Genomic DNA, 18,602 nt, shown 5'->3' on the forward strand with positions numbered 1-18,602 from the left:
TCCTGCGGAAAGGACAGCGGATGCTCAGCTACATCCTCAGACGTCTGTTGCAGGTGATCCCGGTCTTCTTCGGGGCCACGCTGCTCATCTACTTCCTCGTGTTCGCCATGCCGGGAGACCCGATCCTGGCCCTCTTCGGCGACCGGACACCGAACCCCGCGCTCGTGGAGGCGCTTCGCGAGCAGTACCACCTGAACGATCCGTTCATCGTCCAGTACTGGTACTACATCAGCGGCGTGTTCCAGGGCGACCTCGGTGACACCTTCTCGGGCCGCCCCGTTTCGGCGGTGCTCGCCGAGACGCTTCCGGTCACCGGCCGGCTCGCGGTCATGGCCATCGGCATCGAGTTCACACTCGCGATCATCATCGGCACCGTCTCGGCCCTGCGCAAGGGCAAGGCCTTCGACAACGTCGCGCTCACGGTCGCCCTCGTCGCGATCGCGATCCCGATCTTCGTGCTCTGCTTCCTCGCGCAGTACTTCCTCGCGATCCAGTGGGGCTGGTTCAACCCGACCGTCGGCGCGGACAACGACTGGGGCGGTCTCTGGCTCCCGGCACTCGTGCTGGGCTTCAGCCTCTTCGCGGTGAGCATGCGGCTCATGCGCAGCTCCGTCATCGACACGCTCAACCAGGACTGGGTGCGCACGGCCTACAGCAAGGGCCTCTCGCGCAGCCGCGTCATCCCGGTGCACGTGCTGCGCAACTCGCTGATCCCGGTGATCACGAACTCCGCCACCAACTTCGGTGTCCTCCTCGTCGGCGCGACCGTCACCGAGGGGATCTTCAACGTGCCGGGAGTCGGCAACACGCTCTATCAGGCCGCGATCCGCGGTGAAGGACCCACGGTCGTGTCCTTCGTGACCGTGTTCGTGATCCTGTACGTGCTCGTCAACCTTGTCATCGACCTTCTCTACGGTCTGCTCGACCCGAGGATTCGCTATGTCTGATCCCACGACGCAGAAACACTACGTCGCCCCCGTCGAGACGGAGTCCATCTCGGTCGATGCCGTGCGCATCTCCGAGAAGCCCAGCAACCTGTGGCGGGATGCGTGGCGCGACCTCCGTCGTCGTCCGCTCTTCTGGTTCTCCGTCGTCCTGGCGGCGCTGTTCATCGTCATCGCGGTGTGGCCGTCGCTCTTCACGAACGTCGACCCGCGCAAGTGCGACCTCATGTTCAGCAACGAGGGGCCGGCCGAAGGCCATCCGCTGGGATTCACCTTCCAGGGCTGCGATATCTACGCGCGTCTGATCTGGGGCGCCCAGACCTCGCTCGCCGTCGGCCTCATCGCGACCGCGATCTCCGCGGTCCTCGGGCTCATCATGGGGGCGCTCGCCGGCTTCTACGGCGGATGGCTCGACGCACTGCTGTCGCGCGTCGGTGACATCTTCTTCGCCATCCCGTACATCCTCGCGGCCGTCGTCGTCATGACGGTGTTCTCGGACTCGCGCTCGGTGTGGACGCTCGCTCTCGCCATCGGCGGGGTCGCCCGGGCGTCCACGGCTCGTGTGGTGCGTGCGGAGATCCTGCGCGTGCGGCAGGCGGACTTCGTCATGGCGTCGCGTTCGCTCGGTCAGTCGCGGTTCGCCACCTTGGTGAAGCACGTCGTCCCCAACGCGATCGCCCCGCTGCTCGTCGTGTCGACCCTCGGCCTCGCCGCGGCGATCGTCGCCGAGGCGACGCTGTCGTTCCTCGGCGTCGGCCTCGGCAGCAACGTGATGTCCTGGGGCAACGACATCAGCCAGGCCCAGGCCGCGCTGCGAGTCGCCCCGATGGCCCTCATCTACCCGTCGATCGCGCTCACGCTCGCCGTGCTCGCGTTCGTGACCCTGGGCGAGCTCATCCGAGACGCCCTCGACCCGAAGGCGAGGGCGCGTCGATGAACGACCTCACCCCACAGATCCCCCTGCTCAGCGTCCGCGACCTGCGCGTCGCGTTCCGCACGCAGGAGGGCTTGCGCGAGGTCCTGCACGGCGTCAGCTTCGACGTCATGCCGGGCGAGACCGTCGCCATCGTCGGCGAGTCGGGTTCGGGGAAGTCGACGTCGGCCACGGCCATCGTCAACCTCCTGCCCGGTACAGGCACGATCACGGGCGGCTCCATCACCCTCGACGGCCGCGAGCTCACCACGCTCGGCCGGAGTGCGATGGAGGACGTCCGCGGCAAGGACATCGGCTTCGTGCCGCAGGACCCCATGTCGAATCTGAACCCCGTGTGGAGCATCGGATTCCAGGTGAAGGAGGCGATCCGCGCCAACGGCATCGCGCACAGTCGCGAAGCCGTCAAGGCACGTGCCGTCGAGGTGCTGCAGCAGGCCGGACTCGCCGACGCGGCCAAGCGCCTGCACCAGTTCCCGCACCAGTTCTCCGGCGGCATGCGGCAGCGCGCGCTCATCGGCATCGGTCTCGCGGCGGATCCGAAGCTGCTGATCGCCGACGAGCCGACGTCCGCGCTCGACGTGACGGTGCAGCGCGTGATCCTCGATCACATGGCTTCGCTGACGCGGGACAAGGGAACGTCGGTGCTGCTCATCACCCACGATCTCGGCCTGGCCGCCGAGCGCGCCGAGAAGATCATCGTGATGAACAACGGGAACATCGTCGAGGCCGGCCCGAGCAGGCAGATCCTCGAGGACCCGCAGCACCCATACACGAAGCGACTGGTCGGCGCCGCGCCGAGCATCGCGTCCCAGCGGATCCAGGCGGTCGTGGAAGACCGGGGCATCGAGACCCTCGACGACCTGGCCGACATCCCGCCCACCGTTCGCGTCGCCGGGCTCACGAAGGACTACAAGATCCGGCAGGGCAACTTCCGGAGCGAGGCGTTCCGTGCGGTGGACGACGTGTCGTTCGAGATCCCGCGCGGCAAGACGCTGGCGCTGGTCGGCGAGTCCGGATCCGGCAAGTCGACCGTGGCGAAGATGGTGCTCAAGCTCGAGGAACCCACCAGCGGAACCATCGAGATCGACGGCCAAGACGTCTCGCGTCTGTCCGCTGCCCAGGCGTTCGGCCTCCGTCGCCGGATGCAGCCGGTCTTCCAGGACCCGTACGGGTCGCTGGACCCGCTGCGCAACATCGGCAACACGATCGCCGAGCCGCTGCAGATCCACGGGGTGGGCGATCGCGCATCGCAGCGTCAGCGCGTGCAGGAGCTGCTCGATCAGGTCGCCCTGCCGCAGGCGCTCGCGACGCGGTACCCGAACGAGCTGTCGGGCGGACAGCGCCAGCGCGTGGCCATCGCCCGCGCCCTGGCGCTCAAGCCGGACATCGTGGTGCTCGACGAGGCCGTGTCCGCCCTCGACGTCCTCGTGCAGGACCAGATCCTCAAGCTCCTCGCCGACCTGCAGTCGGAGCTCGGACTCACGTACCTTTTCATCACGCACGACCTGGCGGTCGTCCGGGTCTCCAGCGACCTGGTCTGCGTGATGGAGAAGGGGCGAGTGGTCGAGCAGGGCACCGTGGACGAGATCTTCGCCAATCCGCAGCAGGCCTACACGGAACGGCTGCTCCAGGCCATCCCCGGCGCATCGATCGCCCTGGGCGGCCGCGGCGCGTGAGCGCTGCATCCGGGCCCGAGCCCGCGCGGACGTACCGCGCGGGCTCGGGCGGCGTCTCCTTCTGGCTGAGCGTCCTCCTAGCCGTCTTCCTGCTGGGCGACGCATTCCTCAAGGCGGGGTGGTCACGCACCGTGCTGCTCGCGCCGTGGGTCCTGCTCGGCGTGTGGATCGTCTACGAGATCGCCTACGTCTCCTCGGTGCGCGTGGATGCCGACGGCGCCGTCGTGCGGAACATGCTGCGCCGCACGACGTTCCCCTGGGACCGCGTGCGCGACATCGACCTCCGCTGGCAGCTCGTCTTCTCGCTCGACGACGGGCGGGATCTGTCGTGCTGGGGCGGTCCGGCCACGGCGCGGCCGCCGCGCGCCACGGCCGACGGCGAGAGCGTGCGCGTGCCGGCATCCGTCCGGGCGCTGACGGAGGTCCGCGATCTCTGGCAGGCCGATCGCGGGAGTGCCTCCGGCGACCCCATCCGGCGTACCTGGGATGTCCCTGCGCTGGTCGCTCTCGGCGTGATCGTGGTGTGGGCCGTGGCGGCCGTCGTCATCGCCTACGCCTGACCAGCGGCCGCTCTCAGGACGGGAGACCGAAGAGATCCGGCCACATCGCCGCGGCCCACGGGTACCCGACGAAGGCCGTGGCGTCGATGGCGAAGTGCGCGACGAGGAACGGCACCAGCCGCCCGGTGCGGTGGAAGAGCCACCCGAACAGCAGGCCCATGGCGAGGTTGCCGACGAAGGCGCCCGGCCCCTGGTACAGGTGATAGCTCGCGCGCAGCACCGAGGTCGCCGCGATGATCGCCCACGGCCTCCAGCCGAGCTCCCGCAGCCGGGCGAACAGATACCCGAGCACCACGAACTCCTCCTGCAGCGATGCGCGGGCGGCCGCGAGCAGCAGCACCGGCACGGTCCACCAGTGCGCGTCCAGACCCGCCGGGTTCACAGCGACGAACAGGCCCATGGCACGGCCGGCGAGGTACAGCCCCAGGCCGGGGATGCCGATGGCGAGGACGAGGAGGAGCCCGCGGACCGCATCCGCTCCGATCCGTCGACCGTCGAGACCCAGCCGACCGAGGTGGGGGCGGCCCGACTGCCACAGGAGGAAGCAGACCAGCAGCACCGGCACGAGGGAGAAGCCGATCGAGAGCAGCTGGTAGATCAGGTCGAAGACCTCGCGATCGCTGCGGGAAGGGTTGAGGGTCGTGGTCTGCTCGGCGAGCGGCGTGCTGTCGGTGAGCCGGTATGCGAGCTGCACGATCGCGTACACCGCCGACTGCCCCAGCCCGAGTGCCAGGACGATCGCGATCTCCCACCAGAGCCGGGTGCGCGAGGGGGAGGGGAGGGCATCGGCAGCGGTCACAGACCCGATCGTACGTCGTGACCGCGATTCCTCGCGGCGGCTCGACGGTCCGCTCAGCCAGCGGATCGGACAGTACGTTATCCTGGAACGTCGGGTTCCCGGCGCATCCCATTCCTCTTCTTAGGACTCCTGCATGGCGCACGCCCTCCGTTCAGACCTCCGAAACGTCGCAATCGTCGCCCACGTCGACCACGGCAAGACCACGCTCGTCGACGCGATGCTCCGCCAGACCGGCTCGTTCGGCGAGCACGCCCACGTCGAAGAGCGCGCCATGGACTCGAACGACCTGGAGCGTGAGAAGGGCATCACGATCCTCGCCAAGAACACGGCGATCACCTATAACGGCATCCACACCGACACCCCGATCACCATCAACGTGATCGACACCCCCGGCCACGCCGACTTCGGCGGCGAGGTCGAGCGCGGCCTGTCGATGGTCGACGGCGTCGTGCTGCTCGTCGACGCGTCCGAGGGACCGCTGCCGCAGACCCGTTTCGTGCTCCGCAAGGCGCTCGAGGCGAAGCTCCCGGTCATCCTCCTCGTGAACAAGACCGATCGCCCCGACGCTCGTATCGCGGAGGTCGAGGATGAGGCGCACGACCTGCTGCTCGGTCTTGCCGGAGACCTGCAGGATGACGTGCCCGACCTCGATGTCGATGCCCTGCTCGACGTGCCGGTCGTGTACGCCTCCGGCCGCGCAGGAGCCGCATCACGCAACCGTCCCGAGAACGGCTCCCTGCCCGACAACGACGACCTCGAGCCGCTGTTCGAGGCGATCCTGGAGCACGTGCCCGCTCCCTCGTACGATGATGAGGCGCCGCTTCAGGCCTGGGTCACGAACCTCGACTCGTCCTCCTTCCTCGGCCGGCTCGCCCTGCTTCGCGTGTTCAACGGCACGCTGAAGAAGGGTCAGACCGTGGCATGGGTGCGCCAGGACGGCACCACCCAGAACGCCCGGATCACCGAGCTGCTGATGACCAAGGCCCTCGATCGGTACCCGGCCGAGTCCGCCGGCCCCGGCGACATCGCGGTGATCGCAGGCTTCCCGGACATCATGATCGGCGAGACGATCGCCGACCCGGACGACGTGCGTCCGCTGCCGCAGATCACTGTCGACGAGCCGTCGATCTCGATGACCATCGGCACCAACACCTCTCCGCTCGTCGGCAAGGTCAAGGGGCACAAGCTCACGGCACGTATGGTGAAGGACCGCCTCGACCGCGAGCTCATCGGCAACGTCTCGATCCGCGTGAACGACATCGGACGCCCGGATGCGTGGGAGGTGCAGGGCCGCGGCGAGCTGCAGCTCGCCATCCTCGTCGAGAACATGCGCCGCGAGGGTTTCGAGCTCACCGTCGGCAAGCCGCAGGTCGTCACCCGCAAGGGTCCTGACGGCAAGGTCCACGAGCCGTACGAGCACCTCACGATCGACGTGCCCGAAGAGCACCTCGGCGCCGTGACGCAGCTCATGGCGAACCGCCGGGGTCGCATGGACAACATGATCAACCACGGCACCGGGTGGATCCGCATGGAGTTCATCGTGCCGTCGCGCGGTCTCATCGGCTTCCGCACCGAGTTCCTGTCGATCACCCGCGGCACCGGCATCGCCAACGCCATCTCGCACGGCTACGACGTGTGGGCCGGCTCGATCGTCGCGCGTCAGAACGGGTCGATCGTCGCCGACCGCGCCGGTGTCGCCACCCCGTTCGCGATGATCGCCCTGCAGGAGCGCATGTCGTTCTTCGTCAAGCCGGGCGACGAGGTCTACGAGGGCATGGTCGTGGGGGAGAACTCCCGCAGCGACGACATGGACGTGAACATCACCAAGGAGAAGAAGCTCACGAACATGCGGTCGTCGACGGCCGACACGTTCGAGTCGATGACGCCTCCCCGGCTGCTGTCGCTGGAGGAGTCCCTGGAGTTCGCACGTGAGGACGAATGCGTCGAGGTCACGCCCGAGGCCGTGCGCATCCGCAAGGTGATCCTCGACCAGACGATCCGCGGGCGTGAGGCCTCCCGCCTCAAGCGACAGGACGCGAACGCCTGAGAATCCGTTCCGAAGAAGAGGGCCTCACACCGCCACAGGGCGCGTGTGGGGCCCTCTTCTCATGGAACACCCAGGTGAGGTGGATTTTTCGCTCAGGAACGTCCGTCAGGGTGGATGACTTGCGCCCGGGGTCGACTCCCGATGAGCCCCCTGTGCGGGCGCGTCCGACGACCCGAAAGTCGAACCCTCATGATTCAGAAGACCCGTGCGCTTCAGCGCGCCTCCGCGGCGGCATCCGCTCGCGCCGCCGTGACCGCCCGCCGGCCGAAGCTCATCTTCGGCACCGCTGCCGCCGCAGTCCTGGGCATCGCCCTCACCACCGGCATCGTCTCTGCGCCCGCCGTGGGGGCCGAGAAGCCGGATGCCGCGGCATCCGTCGCTCGCTTGTTCACCGGTGCGGAGCCGATCGCACGGCTGGCCGATGGCGCGGCCCTGACCCTCGCCCAGGCGCAGGATGCTCTGGGCGCGGCCGAAGCGATGAACGAAGAGGTGCTCGCCTCCGGTCTGCCCGTGGTGGCGGAGCGTACGTCCGTCGACACCGACGATCTGGCACGCGACGTGAGCGAGCTCGAGGACCGCGCGCTCATGCCGACCATGCTCTTGACGGCGCTTTCGGCCAGGGCGGAGCGCGAGACCGAGGCCGTGCAGCAGGAGACGGCGACGCTCCGTGCCGCTCTCACGGCCGCGCAGGAGAAGAAGGCCGCGGACGACGCGGCGGCTGCGGCCGCAGCGCAGGCCGCCGAGGCGGCGGCAGCGCTCGCCGCGGCGAACACCGTCGATGGAGCGAAGGCCACGGCGCGGCAGCTCGCGGCGAGCCGATACGGCTGGGGAGACGACCAGTTCTCCTGCCTGAACTCGTTGTGGACCAAGGAATCGAGCTGGAACTACCAGGCGTACAACCCCTCCGGTGCCACCGGCATCCCGCAGGCTCTGCCGGGGAGCAAGATGGCTTCGGCGGGCGCAGACTGGCAGACGAACGCCGCGACGCAGATCGCCTGGGGTCTGGGCTACATCTCCTCGGTGTACGGAACGCCGTGCAGCGCCTGGTCGCACTCGCAGGCCACGAACTGGTACTGACCCCGCCGGTTCACAGACCCGTGCAGGGCGCGCCCACAGACGGACGGCGGGCGGGCGCGTCGGCGCGTCAGACCTCCTCAGCGCAGCTCGGAGATCAGAACCGCGGAGGTCGACGCTTCGGTGGCGCGGAAGACGTGCGGCGCATCTCCGGGGTAGGTGAGGTAGTCGCCGGGACCCAGGACGATCGGCGCGTCGGCGGGACCGACCTCGGCCCGTCCGGTCATGAGCACGACATGCTCGATCGTGCCGGGGTGGTGCGGGTCGGAGCGGCGCGCATCGCCGGGGTCGGCGCGGATGAGGTAGATGTCGCGGCGGGGGGCGGGCGGGCTCGCCGAGAGGAGCGTCGCGCTGTAGGCCGCGGCCGATGACGGCACGCCGGCGTGATCGTCGGCCCTGATCAGCGTCGGCGCGTTGGCCTGCTGGTCGACGAGCACCGCGAACGGCACGCCGAGGGCGACGCCGAGCGCCCACAGGGTCTCGACGCTGGGGTTGCCGGACCCGTTCTCGAGCTGCGACACCGTCGCCTTCGAGACGCCGGCGCGACGCGCGAGCTCCGACACCGACAGGCCCGAGGTCTCCCGCTCCCGGCGCAGCGTGCGGGCGATGCGAGTGCGCAGGTCATCCATGCGTTCATCATGTCAAACGATCGTTCGCTTGACGACATGCAGGGCAGCGTTCAGAATGATGTCCATGTGTTCAATGAACCGAACAGTCGAATCGTGAGCGGCGACCGGGAGGTGTGGCGCGAAGCCCTCGGCGTCGTGATCGCCACCAGCGCGTACGGAGTCTCGTTCGGGGCGCTCGCCGTGGCCGCTGGTCTGGACGTCTGGCAGACCTGCGTCCTCAGCCTGCTCATGTTCACGGGAGGATCGCAGTTCGCATTCGTCGGCGTCTTCAGCGCGGGAGGCCTCGCCGCTCTGCCCTCGGCGATCGCCTCGGCCGGATTGCTCGGCGTGCGCAATGTCGCCTACGGCATGAGGATGTCGCAGATCATCGGCACGCGTGCGCGCGACAGAGCGGCCGCGGCACACTTCACGATCGACGAGTCGACCGCCGTCGCCATCTCTCAAGACGATCCCCGACTGCGCCGCGTCGGCTTCTGGGTCACCGGCGTCGGCATCTTCGTGGGGTGGAACCTCACGACGCTCGTGGGTGCTCTCGTGGGCGACGTGCTCGGCGATCCCAGGACGTGGGGTCTCGACGCGGCGGCTGCCGCAGCCTTCCTCGCGCTGCTGTGGCCCCGGCTGCGACGCAGGCAGGCGGGCGCCGTCGGTGCGGCGGCCGCCGTCGTGGCGGCTGTCCTCACGCCCTTCCTCATGCCCGGGCTCCCGGTGCTCGTCGCCGCGGTCGTCGCGATCGTCGTGGGATGGACCGACTGGCTCGGCCGGTCAGGCGCGCCGCGCAGAGCAGGTGGTGTCGCGTGACGCTGTGGTCCGCGATCCTTCTCGCGGCGATCATCTGCCTCTCGCTCAAGGCCGCGGGCTACCTCGTCCCGTCCCGGGTCCTCGAGGCGCCGCGGCCCGCACGGATCTCCGACCTGCTGACCGTCGCCCTGCTCTCGGCGCTCGTCGCGGTGCAGACGCTCGGCAGCGGGCAGGCGATCACGGTGGATGCGCGCGTGCCGGCACTCATGGTCGCGGCGGGCCTGCTGTGGATGCGGCAGTCGTTCCTCGTGGTGGTCGTCGCGGCCGCGGCGGTGGCTGCCCTCCTTCGGCTGGTCGGCTGGGCCGTGTGAGCCGGGCCGCGTGAGCCGGGCCGGGTCGACGGCCTCCGTGGGCCGGCCCGCGTCGCCGGCCTCCGTGGGCCGGCCCGCGTCGCCGGTCGGCAATCGGCGTCGACGCTCGAGCGTAGGATCGATGGAGTGCGGATGACCTGGCTTACCAAAGTGCTGTCCTGGCTCGCGGCCTTCGTCGTCGGGGGAGTGTTCGGCGTCGCGGGGACCATCGCGCACAGCCTCACCTGGGGAGTGATCCCGGTCGGCCTGGTCGTCGGAGCGATCGCGTGCGGAGCGATCCTCGTGGCGATCAGAGCGCTCACCCATGACCGCGGCGCCACGCTCGCGGCCGGCATCGGGATGGTGGGGATGCTGATGCTGATCTCGGGCGTCGGCCCCGGCGGCTCCGTCGTGGTGCAGGACACGGTCGCCGGGCACATCTGGATCTACCTCGTGTCGGGCCTGGTGTTGCTCGCGGTGGCGTGGCCCTCGCTGAACCGCGCGGCGGTGCGGCCTGACGCGCCCGCGGCCGAGTCCACGGCGCGCGAGTCGTAGACTGGGACCGTGACGTATGTGATCGCCCTTCCCTGTGTCGATGTGAAGGACCGTGCCTGCATCGACGAGTGCCCCGTCGACTGCATCTACGAGGGGGAGCGCTCGCTGTACATCCACCCCGACGAGTGCGTGGACTGCGGCGCGTGCGAGCCGGTGTGCCCGGTCGAGGCGATCTACTACGAAGACGATCTGCCCGAGGAGTGGCAGGACTACTACAAGGCCAACGTCGAGTTCTTCGACGAGATCGGCTCGCCCGGAGGCGCCGCGAAGGTCGGCGTGTATCCGTTCGATCACCCGATCATCGCCGCCCTCCCGCCGCAGGGCGAGTGACCCGGTGAGCGTCCGCGACCTCGCCGACTACCCGTGGGACGCCGTGGTCCCGTACCGCGAGCGAGCCTCCCGGCATCCGGGCGGACTCGTCGACCTCTCGATCGGCTCTCCGGTCGATCCGACCCCCGAACTCATCCGACGTGCGCTCGCCGAGGCGACGGATGCGCACGCCTATCCGCAGACGGTTGGGACACCGGCGCTTCGCGAGGCCATCGTCGCCTGGTATGCACGGCGCAGGGGCGTGCCCAACCTGACCGTCGACAACGTGCTGCCCACCATCGGGTCCAAGGAGCTCGTGGCGCTCTTGCCCACGCTGCTGGGGCTCGGTGAGGGCGACATCGTGGTGCACCCGCGTGTCGCCTACCCGACCTACGAGGTGGGCGCCCGCGTCGCGGGATCCACGCCTCTCGCGATCGACGAGCCGGACGAGTGGCCGGACGGCACGAAGCTCGTCTGGATCAACACGCCGGGCAACCCGGACGGCCGTACCTGGTCGATCGACGAGCTCGCGCGGGCGGTCGCCCGTGCCCGGGAGCTCGGCGCCGTGCTGGCGAGCGACGAATGCTATGCCGAGCTCGGCTGGGACGGACCCTGGACGCATCAGCCGGTACCGTCGGTCCTCGACCCGCGCGTGACCGGCGGCAGCCGGGCGAACCTGCTCAGCGTGTACTCGCTGAGCAAGCAGTCCAATCTCGCGGGCTATCGCGCCGCGTTCATCGCCGGCTGCTCTCGCATCGTCGGCGACCTGCTCGCCGCGCGGAAGCACCTCGGTCTCATGCCGCCGGCACCGGTCCAGCACGCCATGGCGGTCGCGCTGGGGGACGACGAACACGTGCGCGCGCAGAAGGAGCTCTACCGCTCTCGTCGTGACGTGCTGCGTCCCGCGCTCGAGGCGGCAGGCTTCCGCATCGACGGTTCAGAGGCCGGCCTGTACCTCTGGGCGACGGAGGGGAGGGATGCCTGGGAGAGCATGGCGCGGCTCGCCGAGCTCGGCATCCTCGCGGGGCCAGGGCCGTTCTACGGGACGCACTCGCACGAGCACGTGCGCCTCGCCCTGACGGCGCCCAGCGAACGCGTCGCCGAGGCCGCTCGGCGGCTCTCTGGGGGAACCCTGTAGATTTCCTCATCGGAACGGCGTTCCTTTTGGCGGTTGCCACAGTAGGCCTGCATGACGACTAGGCTGTAGAGGCGATTCCGTCGAGAACCGACGTCTCGAACGACAGGGCGCTGACTGCGCCGGCGACATCGCCACATCCGGCTTGATGACAACTCTTGAGGAGGCCCGCGTGAGCGCAGCGGCAGACCAGCAGGCGACGGCGAAGCTGACGATCGGCGACAGAACGTCTGAGTTCCCGGTCGTGCGGGGCACGGCGGGGCACGACAGCATCGACTTCTCCACGCTGACCCGCCAGACCGGCTACACCGCGCTCGATTACGGGTTCGTGAACACGGCGTCGACGAAGTCGGCGATCACGTTCATCGACGGTGACAAGGGGATCCTGCGCTACCGGGGATACCCCATCGAGCAGCTGGCCGGATCGACGAGCTATCTCGAAGTGGCGTGGCTGCTGATCTACGGCGAGCTCCCCTCGGCGTCCGAGCTCGCCGAGTTCGATGAGAAGATCCGCCGCCACACGCTCCTGCACGAAGACCTCAAGCGCTTCTTCTCCGCTCTGCCGCACACCGCGCACCCGATGTCGGTGCTGTCGTCGGCCGTGGCCGCGCTCTCGACCTACTACGAGGGGCAGACCGACCCGCACAACCCCGAGCACGTCGAGCTCAACATGGTGCGCATGCTGGCCAAGCTCCCGGTCATCGCCGCCTACGCCCACAAGAAGAGCATCGGCCAGGCGTTCCTCTACCCCGACAACTCCCTCGGCTTCGTCGAGAACTTCCTCAAGCTCAACTTCGGCGTGCACTCCGAGGAGTACGAGGTCAACCCCGTCATGGCGAAGGCCCTCGAGCTCCTCCTGATCCTGCACGAGGATCACGAGCAGAACGCGTCGACCTCGACCGTCCGCCTCGTCGGATCGACCGGCGCGAACCAGTTCGCCTCGATCTCCGCCGGCATCCAGGCGCTGTCCGGCCCGCTGCACGGCGGAGCCAACGAGGCCGTGCTGACGATGCTCGGTCAGATCCGCGAGTCGGGCCAGAGCGTGTCCCGCTTCGTCGAGCGCGTGAAGAACAAGGAAGAGGGCGTGAAGCTCATGGGCTTCGGGCACCGGGTCTACAAGAACTACGACCCGCGTGCCAAGCTCGTCAAGGCTGCGGCAGACGAGGTGCTGGCGTCTCTCGGAGTCTCCGACCCGCTCCTCGACCTCGCGAAGGAGCTCGAGGAGATCGCCCTCGCCGACGACTACTTCCGTGAGCGCCGCCTCTACCCGAACGTCGACTTCTACACCGGCGTCATCTACAAGGCCATGGGCTTCCCCACGCGTATGTTCACGGTGCTGTTCGCGATCGGACGGCTTCCCGGCTGGCTCGCGCAGTGGCGCGAGCTGCAGCTCGACCCGCAGACGAAGATCGGCCGTCCGCAGCAGCTCTACGTCGGCTCCCCGGAGCGCAGCTACTCCGCGCGCTGACCGCGAACGCCGAGAAGAGCGGATGCCGGGCGGCATCCGCTCTTCTGCGTACCGGAGAGAGGATCCTCTGCCGGTCGCGCTCAGGCGCGGTTCCGTTGAGGTACGGTTCCGTTGAGGTGCGGTTGCACCGAGGTGGTCGCGCTGAGGCGGTCGCGTCGAGGCGCGCGAAAGGTCGGAGCCTCGGTGCGACTCGCCGGGCGGCGGATGCCGTCACCGGCGTGTCGCGCGAGGATTCCGACCTTTCAGACGTCGCGGCGCGGGTAGGCCCTTTCAGACGTCGCGGCGCGGGTAGGCCCTTTCAGACGTCGCGGCGCGGGTAGGCCCTTTCAGACGTCGCGGCGCGGGTCAGCGCGCCTGTCCGCCTCGTCCGCCCTGCGAACGCGTGCTCCCGTTTCCGCGGGTCGGTCGTCCGCCGCCCTTCGCCTGCCCCTGACCGCCCTGGCGAGAGCCGCCCTGCGGCGCTGCGCCCTGGCCCCTGGACCGGCGGCGCCGGCGACGTGACGGCGGAGTGGCAGCCGACGACCTCTCGCCTCCGGCGGGGCGCTGCGCTGCCTGGCGCTGAGGCTGAGTCTGCGCCGGCGCGGGGCGCACGTGCGGCGCGCGCTCGGGGACGAGCTCGGTGACGGCATCCGCCGTGAGGTCTTCGAGGGGCGCCGAGATGGCAGCCTTGCGGAGCAGGTCCTTCACGTCGCGACGCTGATCGGGCAGCACGACCGTGACGACGGTACCGGCGGCGCCGGCGCGCGCCGTGCGCCCGGAGCGGTGCAGGTAAGCCTTGTGCTCGACGGGCGGATCGACGTGCACCACGAGGTCGACGTTGTCGACGTGCACGCCGCGCGCCGCCACGTCGGTCGCCACGAGCACGCGCACGCCGCCGGCCGCGGGATCGGCCGAGAACGCGCCGAGGTTGCGCTCACGCGCGTTCTGCGAGAGGTTCCCGTGCAGGTCGACCGCGGGGATGCCGGCGGCCGTGAGCTGCTTGGCGAGCTTCTTCGCCTGGTGCTTCGTGCGCGTGAAGAGGATGCGGCGGCCGGTGCCGGAAGCGAGGTCGCGCACCAGCGCCGTCTTGTCCTCGGGGGAGTCGACGACGAGCACGCGGTGGGTCATCTCCCCGACGGGCACGCTGGCCTCATCGACCTCGTGGCTCACCGGGTTCACCAGGAAGCGGCGTGCCAGCGTGTCGATGCCGCGGTCGAGCGTCGCGCTGAAGAGCAGGCGCTGGCCCCCGGCCGGCGTGGCCTGCAGGATGCGCGTGACCCCGGGGAGGAAGCCGAGATCAGCCATGTGATCGGCCTCGTCGAGCACGGTGACCTCGATCGCGCTGAGACGCACGACCTGCTGCTTCATGAGGTCTTCGAGGCGGCCAGGACACGCGACGACGATGTCGACGCCGCCCTGCAGCGCGCGCTCCTGCGGTCGCTGGCTGACGCCGCCGAACACGGTGGTCACGGAGAGACCGACGGCCTCGGCGAGCGGGGCGACGGTGGCAGCGATCTGCGTGGCGAGTTCGCGGGTCGGTGCGAGCACGAGCCCACGCGGAAGGCCGGCGCGGCGCTTCCTGCCCGACGCGGCGAGGCGTGCCACGAGCGGCAGCGCGAATGCGATGGTCTTGCCGCTGCCGGTGCGTCCGCGGCCGAGGAGGTCGCGTCCGGCGAGTGAGTCGGGGAGCGTGTCGCGTTGGATGGCGAAGGCCTCGGTCTTGCCCGAGGCGGCGAGGACGGCGGCGAGCTCGGCGGGCACGCCGAGGTCGAGGAAAGAAGGCATGGAGAGACTCCGTCTGCGCGCAGCGGGGCGCGCGATCGTGGGGATGAGGTGGGCGACGGCGCAGAGAGCGCATCGGTTCGCCGTGCGAAAGGCCAGTCGGATGCTGGTGGTGGGAGCATTCGTGCTCGCGTTCGGTCCTCAGAGACCCCGTGTCGACGACGATGCCGTTCGGCCGCAGGCGCGAACAGCACCTCCAGTGTATCAGTGTGCTGGGGGTGGCCCGCTCAAGACCGCGCCGATGCGTGCGACGCTTCCTCCGGGCCCGCGGTTCAGGCGTGCAGCGCTTCGTTGAGCGTGACGCCCACACCGGCGCGACGAACGGCTTCGACGGCTCCGGTCAGCGAGTTGCGGCGGAACAGGAGGCCGTCCTGGCCGGAGAGCTCGGCGCCCTTGACGGTCTTCTTGCCGCCGTCCGCTGTGGTCGGGCCGTCGACGAGCACGATCTTGGTGCCGGCCGTCACGTACAGTCCGGCCTCCACGACGCAGTCGTCGCCGAGGGAGATGCCGATCCCGGCGTTGGCCCCCAGCAGGGTGCGCGCCCCGATCGAGACGCGGTGCGTGCCGCCGCCCGACAGCGTGCCCATGATCGACGCGCCGCCGCCGATGTCGCTGCCGTCGCCGACGACCACGCCCTGGGAGATGCGACCCTCGACCATGGAGGCGCCGAGGGTGCCGGCGTTGAAGTTCACGAAACCCTCGTGCATCACCGTGGTGCCCGGCGAGAGGTGCGCGCCGAGTCGCACGCGCGACGCGTCGGCGATGCGCACGCCGCGCGGCTGCACATAGTCGGTCAGGCGCGGGAACTTGTCCAGACCCTGCACCTGGATGCCGGCGCGCTGCAGCAGCGGACGAAGGCGCTGTGCATCGTCGGGGTGCATGGGCCCGGCATTGGTCCACGCAACCGTCGGGAGGTGCGCGAAGATGCCGTCGAGGTTGACCTCGTTCGGCCGCACGATCAGGTGTGACAGCGCGTGCAGACGGAGGTACGCGTCGGCGGTGGAGGTGGGGGCGGCGTCGAGGTCGATCGCCAGCTCGACGGTCTCCACCGTGACGTTGCGGCGCTCGTCCGGACCGGCCAGCGCATCGAGGGCCATGACTGCCGCCGCCGCGTCGCCGGAGTTCGGGCGCGCGGTCGCGACCTCGGGGAACCAGGCATCCAGCACGGTGCCGTCTCCCGCGATCGTCGTCAGTCCCGTACCCCACACCGTGCGCGCGTCCGTCATGTCTCCACGCTATCGCGACCGGGATCCCGTCATGGGCCACATGTCGTGAAAGTAGGCTGGGGGGCATGGTGCTCGATCTGACCGCGTCCTCCGTCGACCTCACCCGTGCCCTCTGCGACATCCCCAGCGCGTCGGGTGACGAGCGCGCGCTCGCCGACGCGATCGAGGAGGCCCTTCGACTCGCCGCCCACCTCGAGCTCGTGCGGCACGGCAACACCGTGGTCGCGCGGACGAACCTCGGTCGAGCGCAGCGTGTCGCGATCGCGGGCCACATCGACACGGTCCCGATCAACGGCAACGTCCCCACGCGCGACGTCGAGATCGACGGCGTCCCGTACCTGTGGGGCCGCGGCACGGTCGACATGAAGGCCGGCGTGGCCGTGCAGCTCAAGCTCGCCGCCGAACTCTCCGATCCGGCCGTCGACGTGACGTGGATGTGGTACGACAACGAAGAGGTCGAGGCGTCGAAGAACGGCCTCGGGCTGCTCGCCGCCGTGCGCCCCGACCTGTTCGAGGCCGACTTCGCGATCCTCGGAGAGCCGTCGAACGGCGAGGTGGAGGGCGGCTGCAACGGCACGCTGCGGGCGATCGTGCGAACGACCGGCGTGCGCGCGCATGCAGCCAGGGCGTGGGTGGGCGAGAACGCGATCCATCGCGCGGCTCCCATCCTGACCAGGCTCGCGGAGTACCGCGCACGCGAGGTGGCTGTCGACGGACTGCTGTACCGCGAGAGCCTCAGCGCCGTGCGGATCGCCGGTGGCGTGGCGGGCAACGTGATACCCGACGCGTGCGAGGTCGAGGTCAATTACCGGTTCGCGCCGAGCAAGTCGGCAGCCGACGCAGAGGCGCACATCCGTTCGGTGCTGGCAGGGTTCGACGTGGAGATCACCGACGTGGCCGAGGGGGCGCGCCCCGGGCTCGACGCGCCGGTGGCCCGGCAGTTCGTCGAGGCCGTGGATGCAGAGCCCCGCCCGAAGTACGGCTGGACGGATGTCGCGCGCTTCTCGGCGATGGGCATCCCGGCCGTGAACTACGGCCCTGGCGACCCGCACCTCGCGCACCACGACGAGGAGCGGGTGCCCGTCGCACAGATCGAGACGGTCGAGCGCGGCCTGCGCGCATGGCTCAGCTCGCGCTGACCGCGGCGCGTCGGTGGGCGCGCGTCCCGCTGCCCCTCCGCATCGCCGTCGTCTACCTCGCCGCACGCGCGGTCACGACGGTGTTCTTCCTCGACGCGGCATCCGTCTCGACCTCGCTGTCCCGGTTCGGGGCCGACCCGGGTCTCGGATCCTTCGTGGTCGGCTGGGATGCGCAGTGGTACTGGATCGTCGCCGACTACGGATATCCCTCGACGCTGCCGTCGACCGATGCGGGAACCGTCGCCGAGAACGCGTGGGCCTTCATGCCCGTGTTCGCCTACCTCGCGAAGGCCGTCGGCCTGCTCGTGGGCTCCTGGGGGGCAGGCGCCCTGGTCGTCTCGTTCGCCTCGGGGTACGCGGCCTGCCTCGTGCTGCACCGCCTGCTCCGGCCGCGCGTCGGTCGTTCCGCGGCGATGTGGGCCGTGACGTTCTTCGCCACGGGGCCGCTCGCCGCGATGTTCCAGGTCGGCTATGCGGAGAGCCTGTTCCTCCTGCTCCTGTTCCTCGCACTCGACGCCGTGGCACGTCGACGTTACGCGTGGCTGTACCTGCTCGTCCCGGTGATGGCCTTCACCCGCCCCGGGGCTCTCGCCTTCGCGCTCTACCTCGCGCTGCACGGGATCGTGCGCTGGGTCGGCCGGCGCTCAGAGCCGTTGCGGACCGTCCAGGTCGTGCACATCGTCGTCGCCGGCCTCCTCTCCGCGGCGTGCGGCTTCGCATGGCAGGTGATCGCGGCGATCGCGACCGGCGTGCCCGACGCCTACCTCTCCACGGAGCTCGCCTGGAGGAGGCTGTGGATCATCGGGGGCGTCGACGGGTTCGTGCCGTTCGAAGGGTGGCTGCAGGCGTCCCAGTTCTGGTTCGGGGTGTGGGGGATGCCGCCGGACTGGGGGCCCGTCGCGCTCGTGCTGCTCGTCGCCGTCGTCGGCGTCACGCTCCTCCTGGTGCCGGCGGTGCGCGCCCTGGGGGCGGATCTCCGGCTGTGGAGCGCGAGCTACCTCGTGTACCTCCTCGCCGTGTTCTTCCCGCAATCGAGCACCTTCCGGCTGCTGCTGCCGCTGAGCCCGCTGTGGGGCGCCGTCGCCGTGCCGCGCTTGCGGTGGTGGCGGCTCGGGGTGCTCGCGGCCTGTCTTCTCGGCCAGTGGTTCTGGATCCACGAGATGTACGGGCTGGGCAACACGTTCTGGCAGGTGCCGTGAATGTGAATGATCGATGCATTTCTTCACAGCAGACGTCAAGGTCTCAGTGACTACCGATA

18 protein-coding genes are annotated in these 18,602 nt (G+C 69.7%); 14 read left to right on the forward strand and 4 right to left on the reverse strand.

Annotated elements, in window-relative coordinates:
• Positions 1–20 precede the first annotated feature (20 nt).
• Genes AB663_RS09435 through AB663_RS09450 form a run of 4 tightly spaced genes read left to right on the forward strand, consistent with a single transcriptional unit; the run spans position 21 to position 4,114 of the window.
• Positions 21–947 (forward strand): ABC transporter permease, encoded by a 927-nt coding sequence (locus AB663_RS09435; RefSeq protein WP_067198289.1) that lies wholly within the window; start codon positions 21–23, stop codon positions 945–947.
• Complete coding sequence (locus AB663_RS09440) at positions 940–1,881, forward strand: ABC transporter permease (protein WP_067198291.1); 942 nt, start codon at positions 940–942, stop codon at positions 1,879–1,881. The genes AB663_RS09435 and AB663_RS09440 overlap by 8 nt, the downstream gene beginning before the upstream one ends.
• The gene (locus AB663_RS09445; RefSeq protein WP_067198293.1) at positions 1,878–3,554 is read left to right on the forward strand and encodes a dipeptide ABC transporter ATP-binding protein; all 1,677 of its coding nucleotides are present in this window, start codon (positions 1,878–1,880) and stop codon (positions 3,552–3,554) included. The genes AB663_RS09440 and AB663_RS09445 overlap by 4 nt, the downstream gene beginning before the upstream one ends.
• Positions 3,551–4,114 carry a PH domain-containing protein gene (locus AB663_RS09450; RefSeq protein WP_067198296.1) on the forward strand — a complete coding sequence of 188 codons (564 nt, stop codon included), beginning with the start codon at positions 3,551–3,553 and terminating at the stop codon, positions 4,112–4,114. Before AB663_RS09445 ends, AB663_RS09450 begins: the two co-directional genes overlap by 4 nt.
• Positions 4,115–4,127: 13 nt before the next feature.
• Here AB663_RS09450 and AB663_RS09455 read toward each other — a convergent pair whose 3' ends face one another.
• Positions 4,128–4,913 (reverse strand): CPBP family intramembrane glutamic endopeptidase, encoded by a 786-nt coding sequence (locus AB663_RS09455; protein WP_198147850.1) that lies wholly within the window; start codon positions 4,911–4,913, stop codon positions 4,128–4,130.
• Positions 4,914–5,046: 133 nt separating this feature from the next.
• Here AB663_RS09455 and typA point away from each other — a divergent pair, with 133 nt between their 5' ends.
• Together typA and AB663_RS09465 are read left to right on the forward strand one after the other, a co-directional pair.
• Positions 5,047–6,960, forward strand: coding sequence for a translational GTPase TypA (gene typA, locus AB663_RS09460; RefSeq protein ID WP_067198300.1), 1,914 nt, complete (start codon positions 5,047–5,049; stop codon positions 6,958–6,960).
• Positions 6,961–7,149: 189 nt separating this feature from the next.
• Positions 7,150–8,037 (forward strand): phospholipase, encoded by an 888-nt coding sequence (locus AB663_RS09465; protein ID WP_067198302.1) that lies wholly within the window; start codon positions 7,150–7,152, stop codon positions 8,035–8,037.
• A 77-nt stretch (positions 8,038–8,114) separates the two neighbouring features.
• Here the strand turns inward: AB663_RS09465 and AB663_RS09470 are convergent, their stop codons facing one another.
• Entirely contained in the window at positions 8,115–8,663 is a 549-nt protein-coding gene (locus AB663_RS09470) for a helix-turn-helix domain-containing protein (protein WP_067198305.1), read from the reverse strand.
• Positions 8,664–8,756: 93 nt separating this feature from the next.
• Between AB663_RS09470 and AB663_RS09475 the strand changes: the two genes are divergently transcribed.
• From AB663_RS09475 to AB663_RS09500, 6 genes are all read left to right on the forward strand, one after another.
• Positions 8,757–9,461, forward strand: coding sequence for an AzlC family ABC transporter permease (locus AB663_RS09475; protein WP_067202520.1), 705 nt, complete (start codon positions 8,757–8,759; stop codon positions 9,459–9,461).
• Positions 9,458–9,772 carry an AzlD domain-containing protein gene (locus AB663_RS09480; RefSeq protein ID WP_067198307.1) on the forward strand — a complete coding sequence of 105 codons (315 nt, stop codon included), beginning with the start codon at positions 9,458–9,460 and terminating at the stop codon, positions 9,770–9,772. The genes AB663_RS09475 and AB663_RS09480 overlap by 4 nt, the downstream gene beginning before the upstream one ends.
• Positions 9,773–9,904: 132 nt before the next feature.
• Complete coding sequence (locus AB663_RS09485; RefSeq protein WP_232304515.1) at positions 9,905–10,306, forward strand: histidinol dehydrogenase; 402 nt, start codon at positions 9,905–9,907, stop codon at positions 10,304–10,306.
• A gap of 9 nt (positions 10,307–10,315) precedes the next feature.
• Positions 10,316–10,636 carry a ferredoxin gene (gene fdxA, locus AB663_RS09490; protein WP_067198310.1) on the forward strand — a complete coding sequence of 107 codons (321 nt, stop codon included), beginning with the start codon at positions 10,316–10,318 and terminating at the stop codon, positions 10,634–10,636.
• Positions 10,637–10,640: 4 nt separating this feature from the next.
• A complete protein-coding gene (gene dapC / locus AB663_RS09495; protein ID WP_067198312.1) occupies positions 10,641–11,753 on the forward strand; it encodes a succinyldiaminopimelate transaminase in 1,113 nt (370 codons plus the stop codon).
• 145 nt (positions 11,754–11,898) lie between these two features.
• Positions 11,899–13,218, forward strand: a complete 1,320-nt coding sequence (locus tag AB663_RS09500) for a citrate synthase (protein ID WP_198147851.1) — start codon at positions 11,899–11,901, stop codon at positions 13,216–13,218.
• A gap of 345 nt (positions 13,219–13,563) precedes the next feature.
• Here the strand turns inward: AB663_RS09500 and AB663_RS09505 are convergent, their stop codons facing one another.
• Complete coding sequence (locus AB663_RS09505; RefSeq protein WP_067198314.1) at positions 13,564–14,982, reverse strand: DEAD/DEAH box helicase; 1,419 nt, start codon at positions 14,980–14,982, stop codon at positions 13,564–13,566.
• A 269-nt stretch (positions 14,983–15,251) separates the two neighbouring features.
• The gene (gene dapD / locus AB663_RS09510) at positions 15,252–16,205 is read right to left on the reverse strand and encodes a 2,3,4,5-tetrahydropyridine-2,6-dicarboxylate N-succinyltransferase (protein WP_067198317.1); all 954 of its coding nucleotides are present in this window, start codon (positions 16,203–16,205) and stop codon (positions 15,252–15,254) included.
• Positions 16,206–16,270: 65 nt separating this feature from the next.
• Here dapD and dapE point away from each other — a divergent pair, with 65 nt between their 5' ends.
• Together dapE and AB663_RS09520 are read left to right on the forward strand one after the other, a co-directional pair.
• The gene (gene dapE, locus AB663_RS09515) at positions 16,271–17,344 is read left to right on the forward strand and encodes a succinyl-diaminopimelate desuccinylase (RefSeq protein ID WP_067198320.1); all 1,074 of its coding nucleotides are present in this window, start codon (positions 16,271–16,273) and stop codon (positions 17,342–17,344) included.
• Positions 17,326–18,543 (forward strand): hypothetical protein, encoded by a 1,218-nt coding sequence (locus tag AB663_RS09520; protein ID WP_067198323.1) that lies wholly within the window; start codon positions 17,326–17,328, stop codon positions 18,541–18,543. Before dapE ends, AB663_RS09520 begins: the two co-directional genes overlap by 19 nt.
• The last annotated feature ends 59 nt before the right edge of the window (positions 18,544–18,602 follow it).

The sequence above is a fragment of the Microbacterium sp. XT11 genome (assembly GCF_001513675.1).
Classification (GTDB): domain Bacteria; phylum Actinomycetota; class Actinomycetes; order Actinomycetales; family Microbacteriaceae; genus Microbacterium.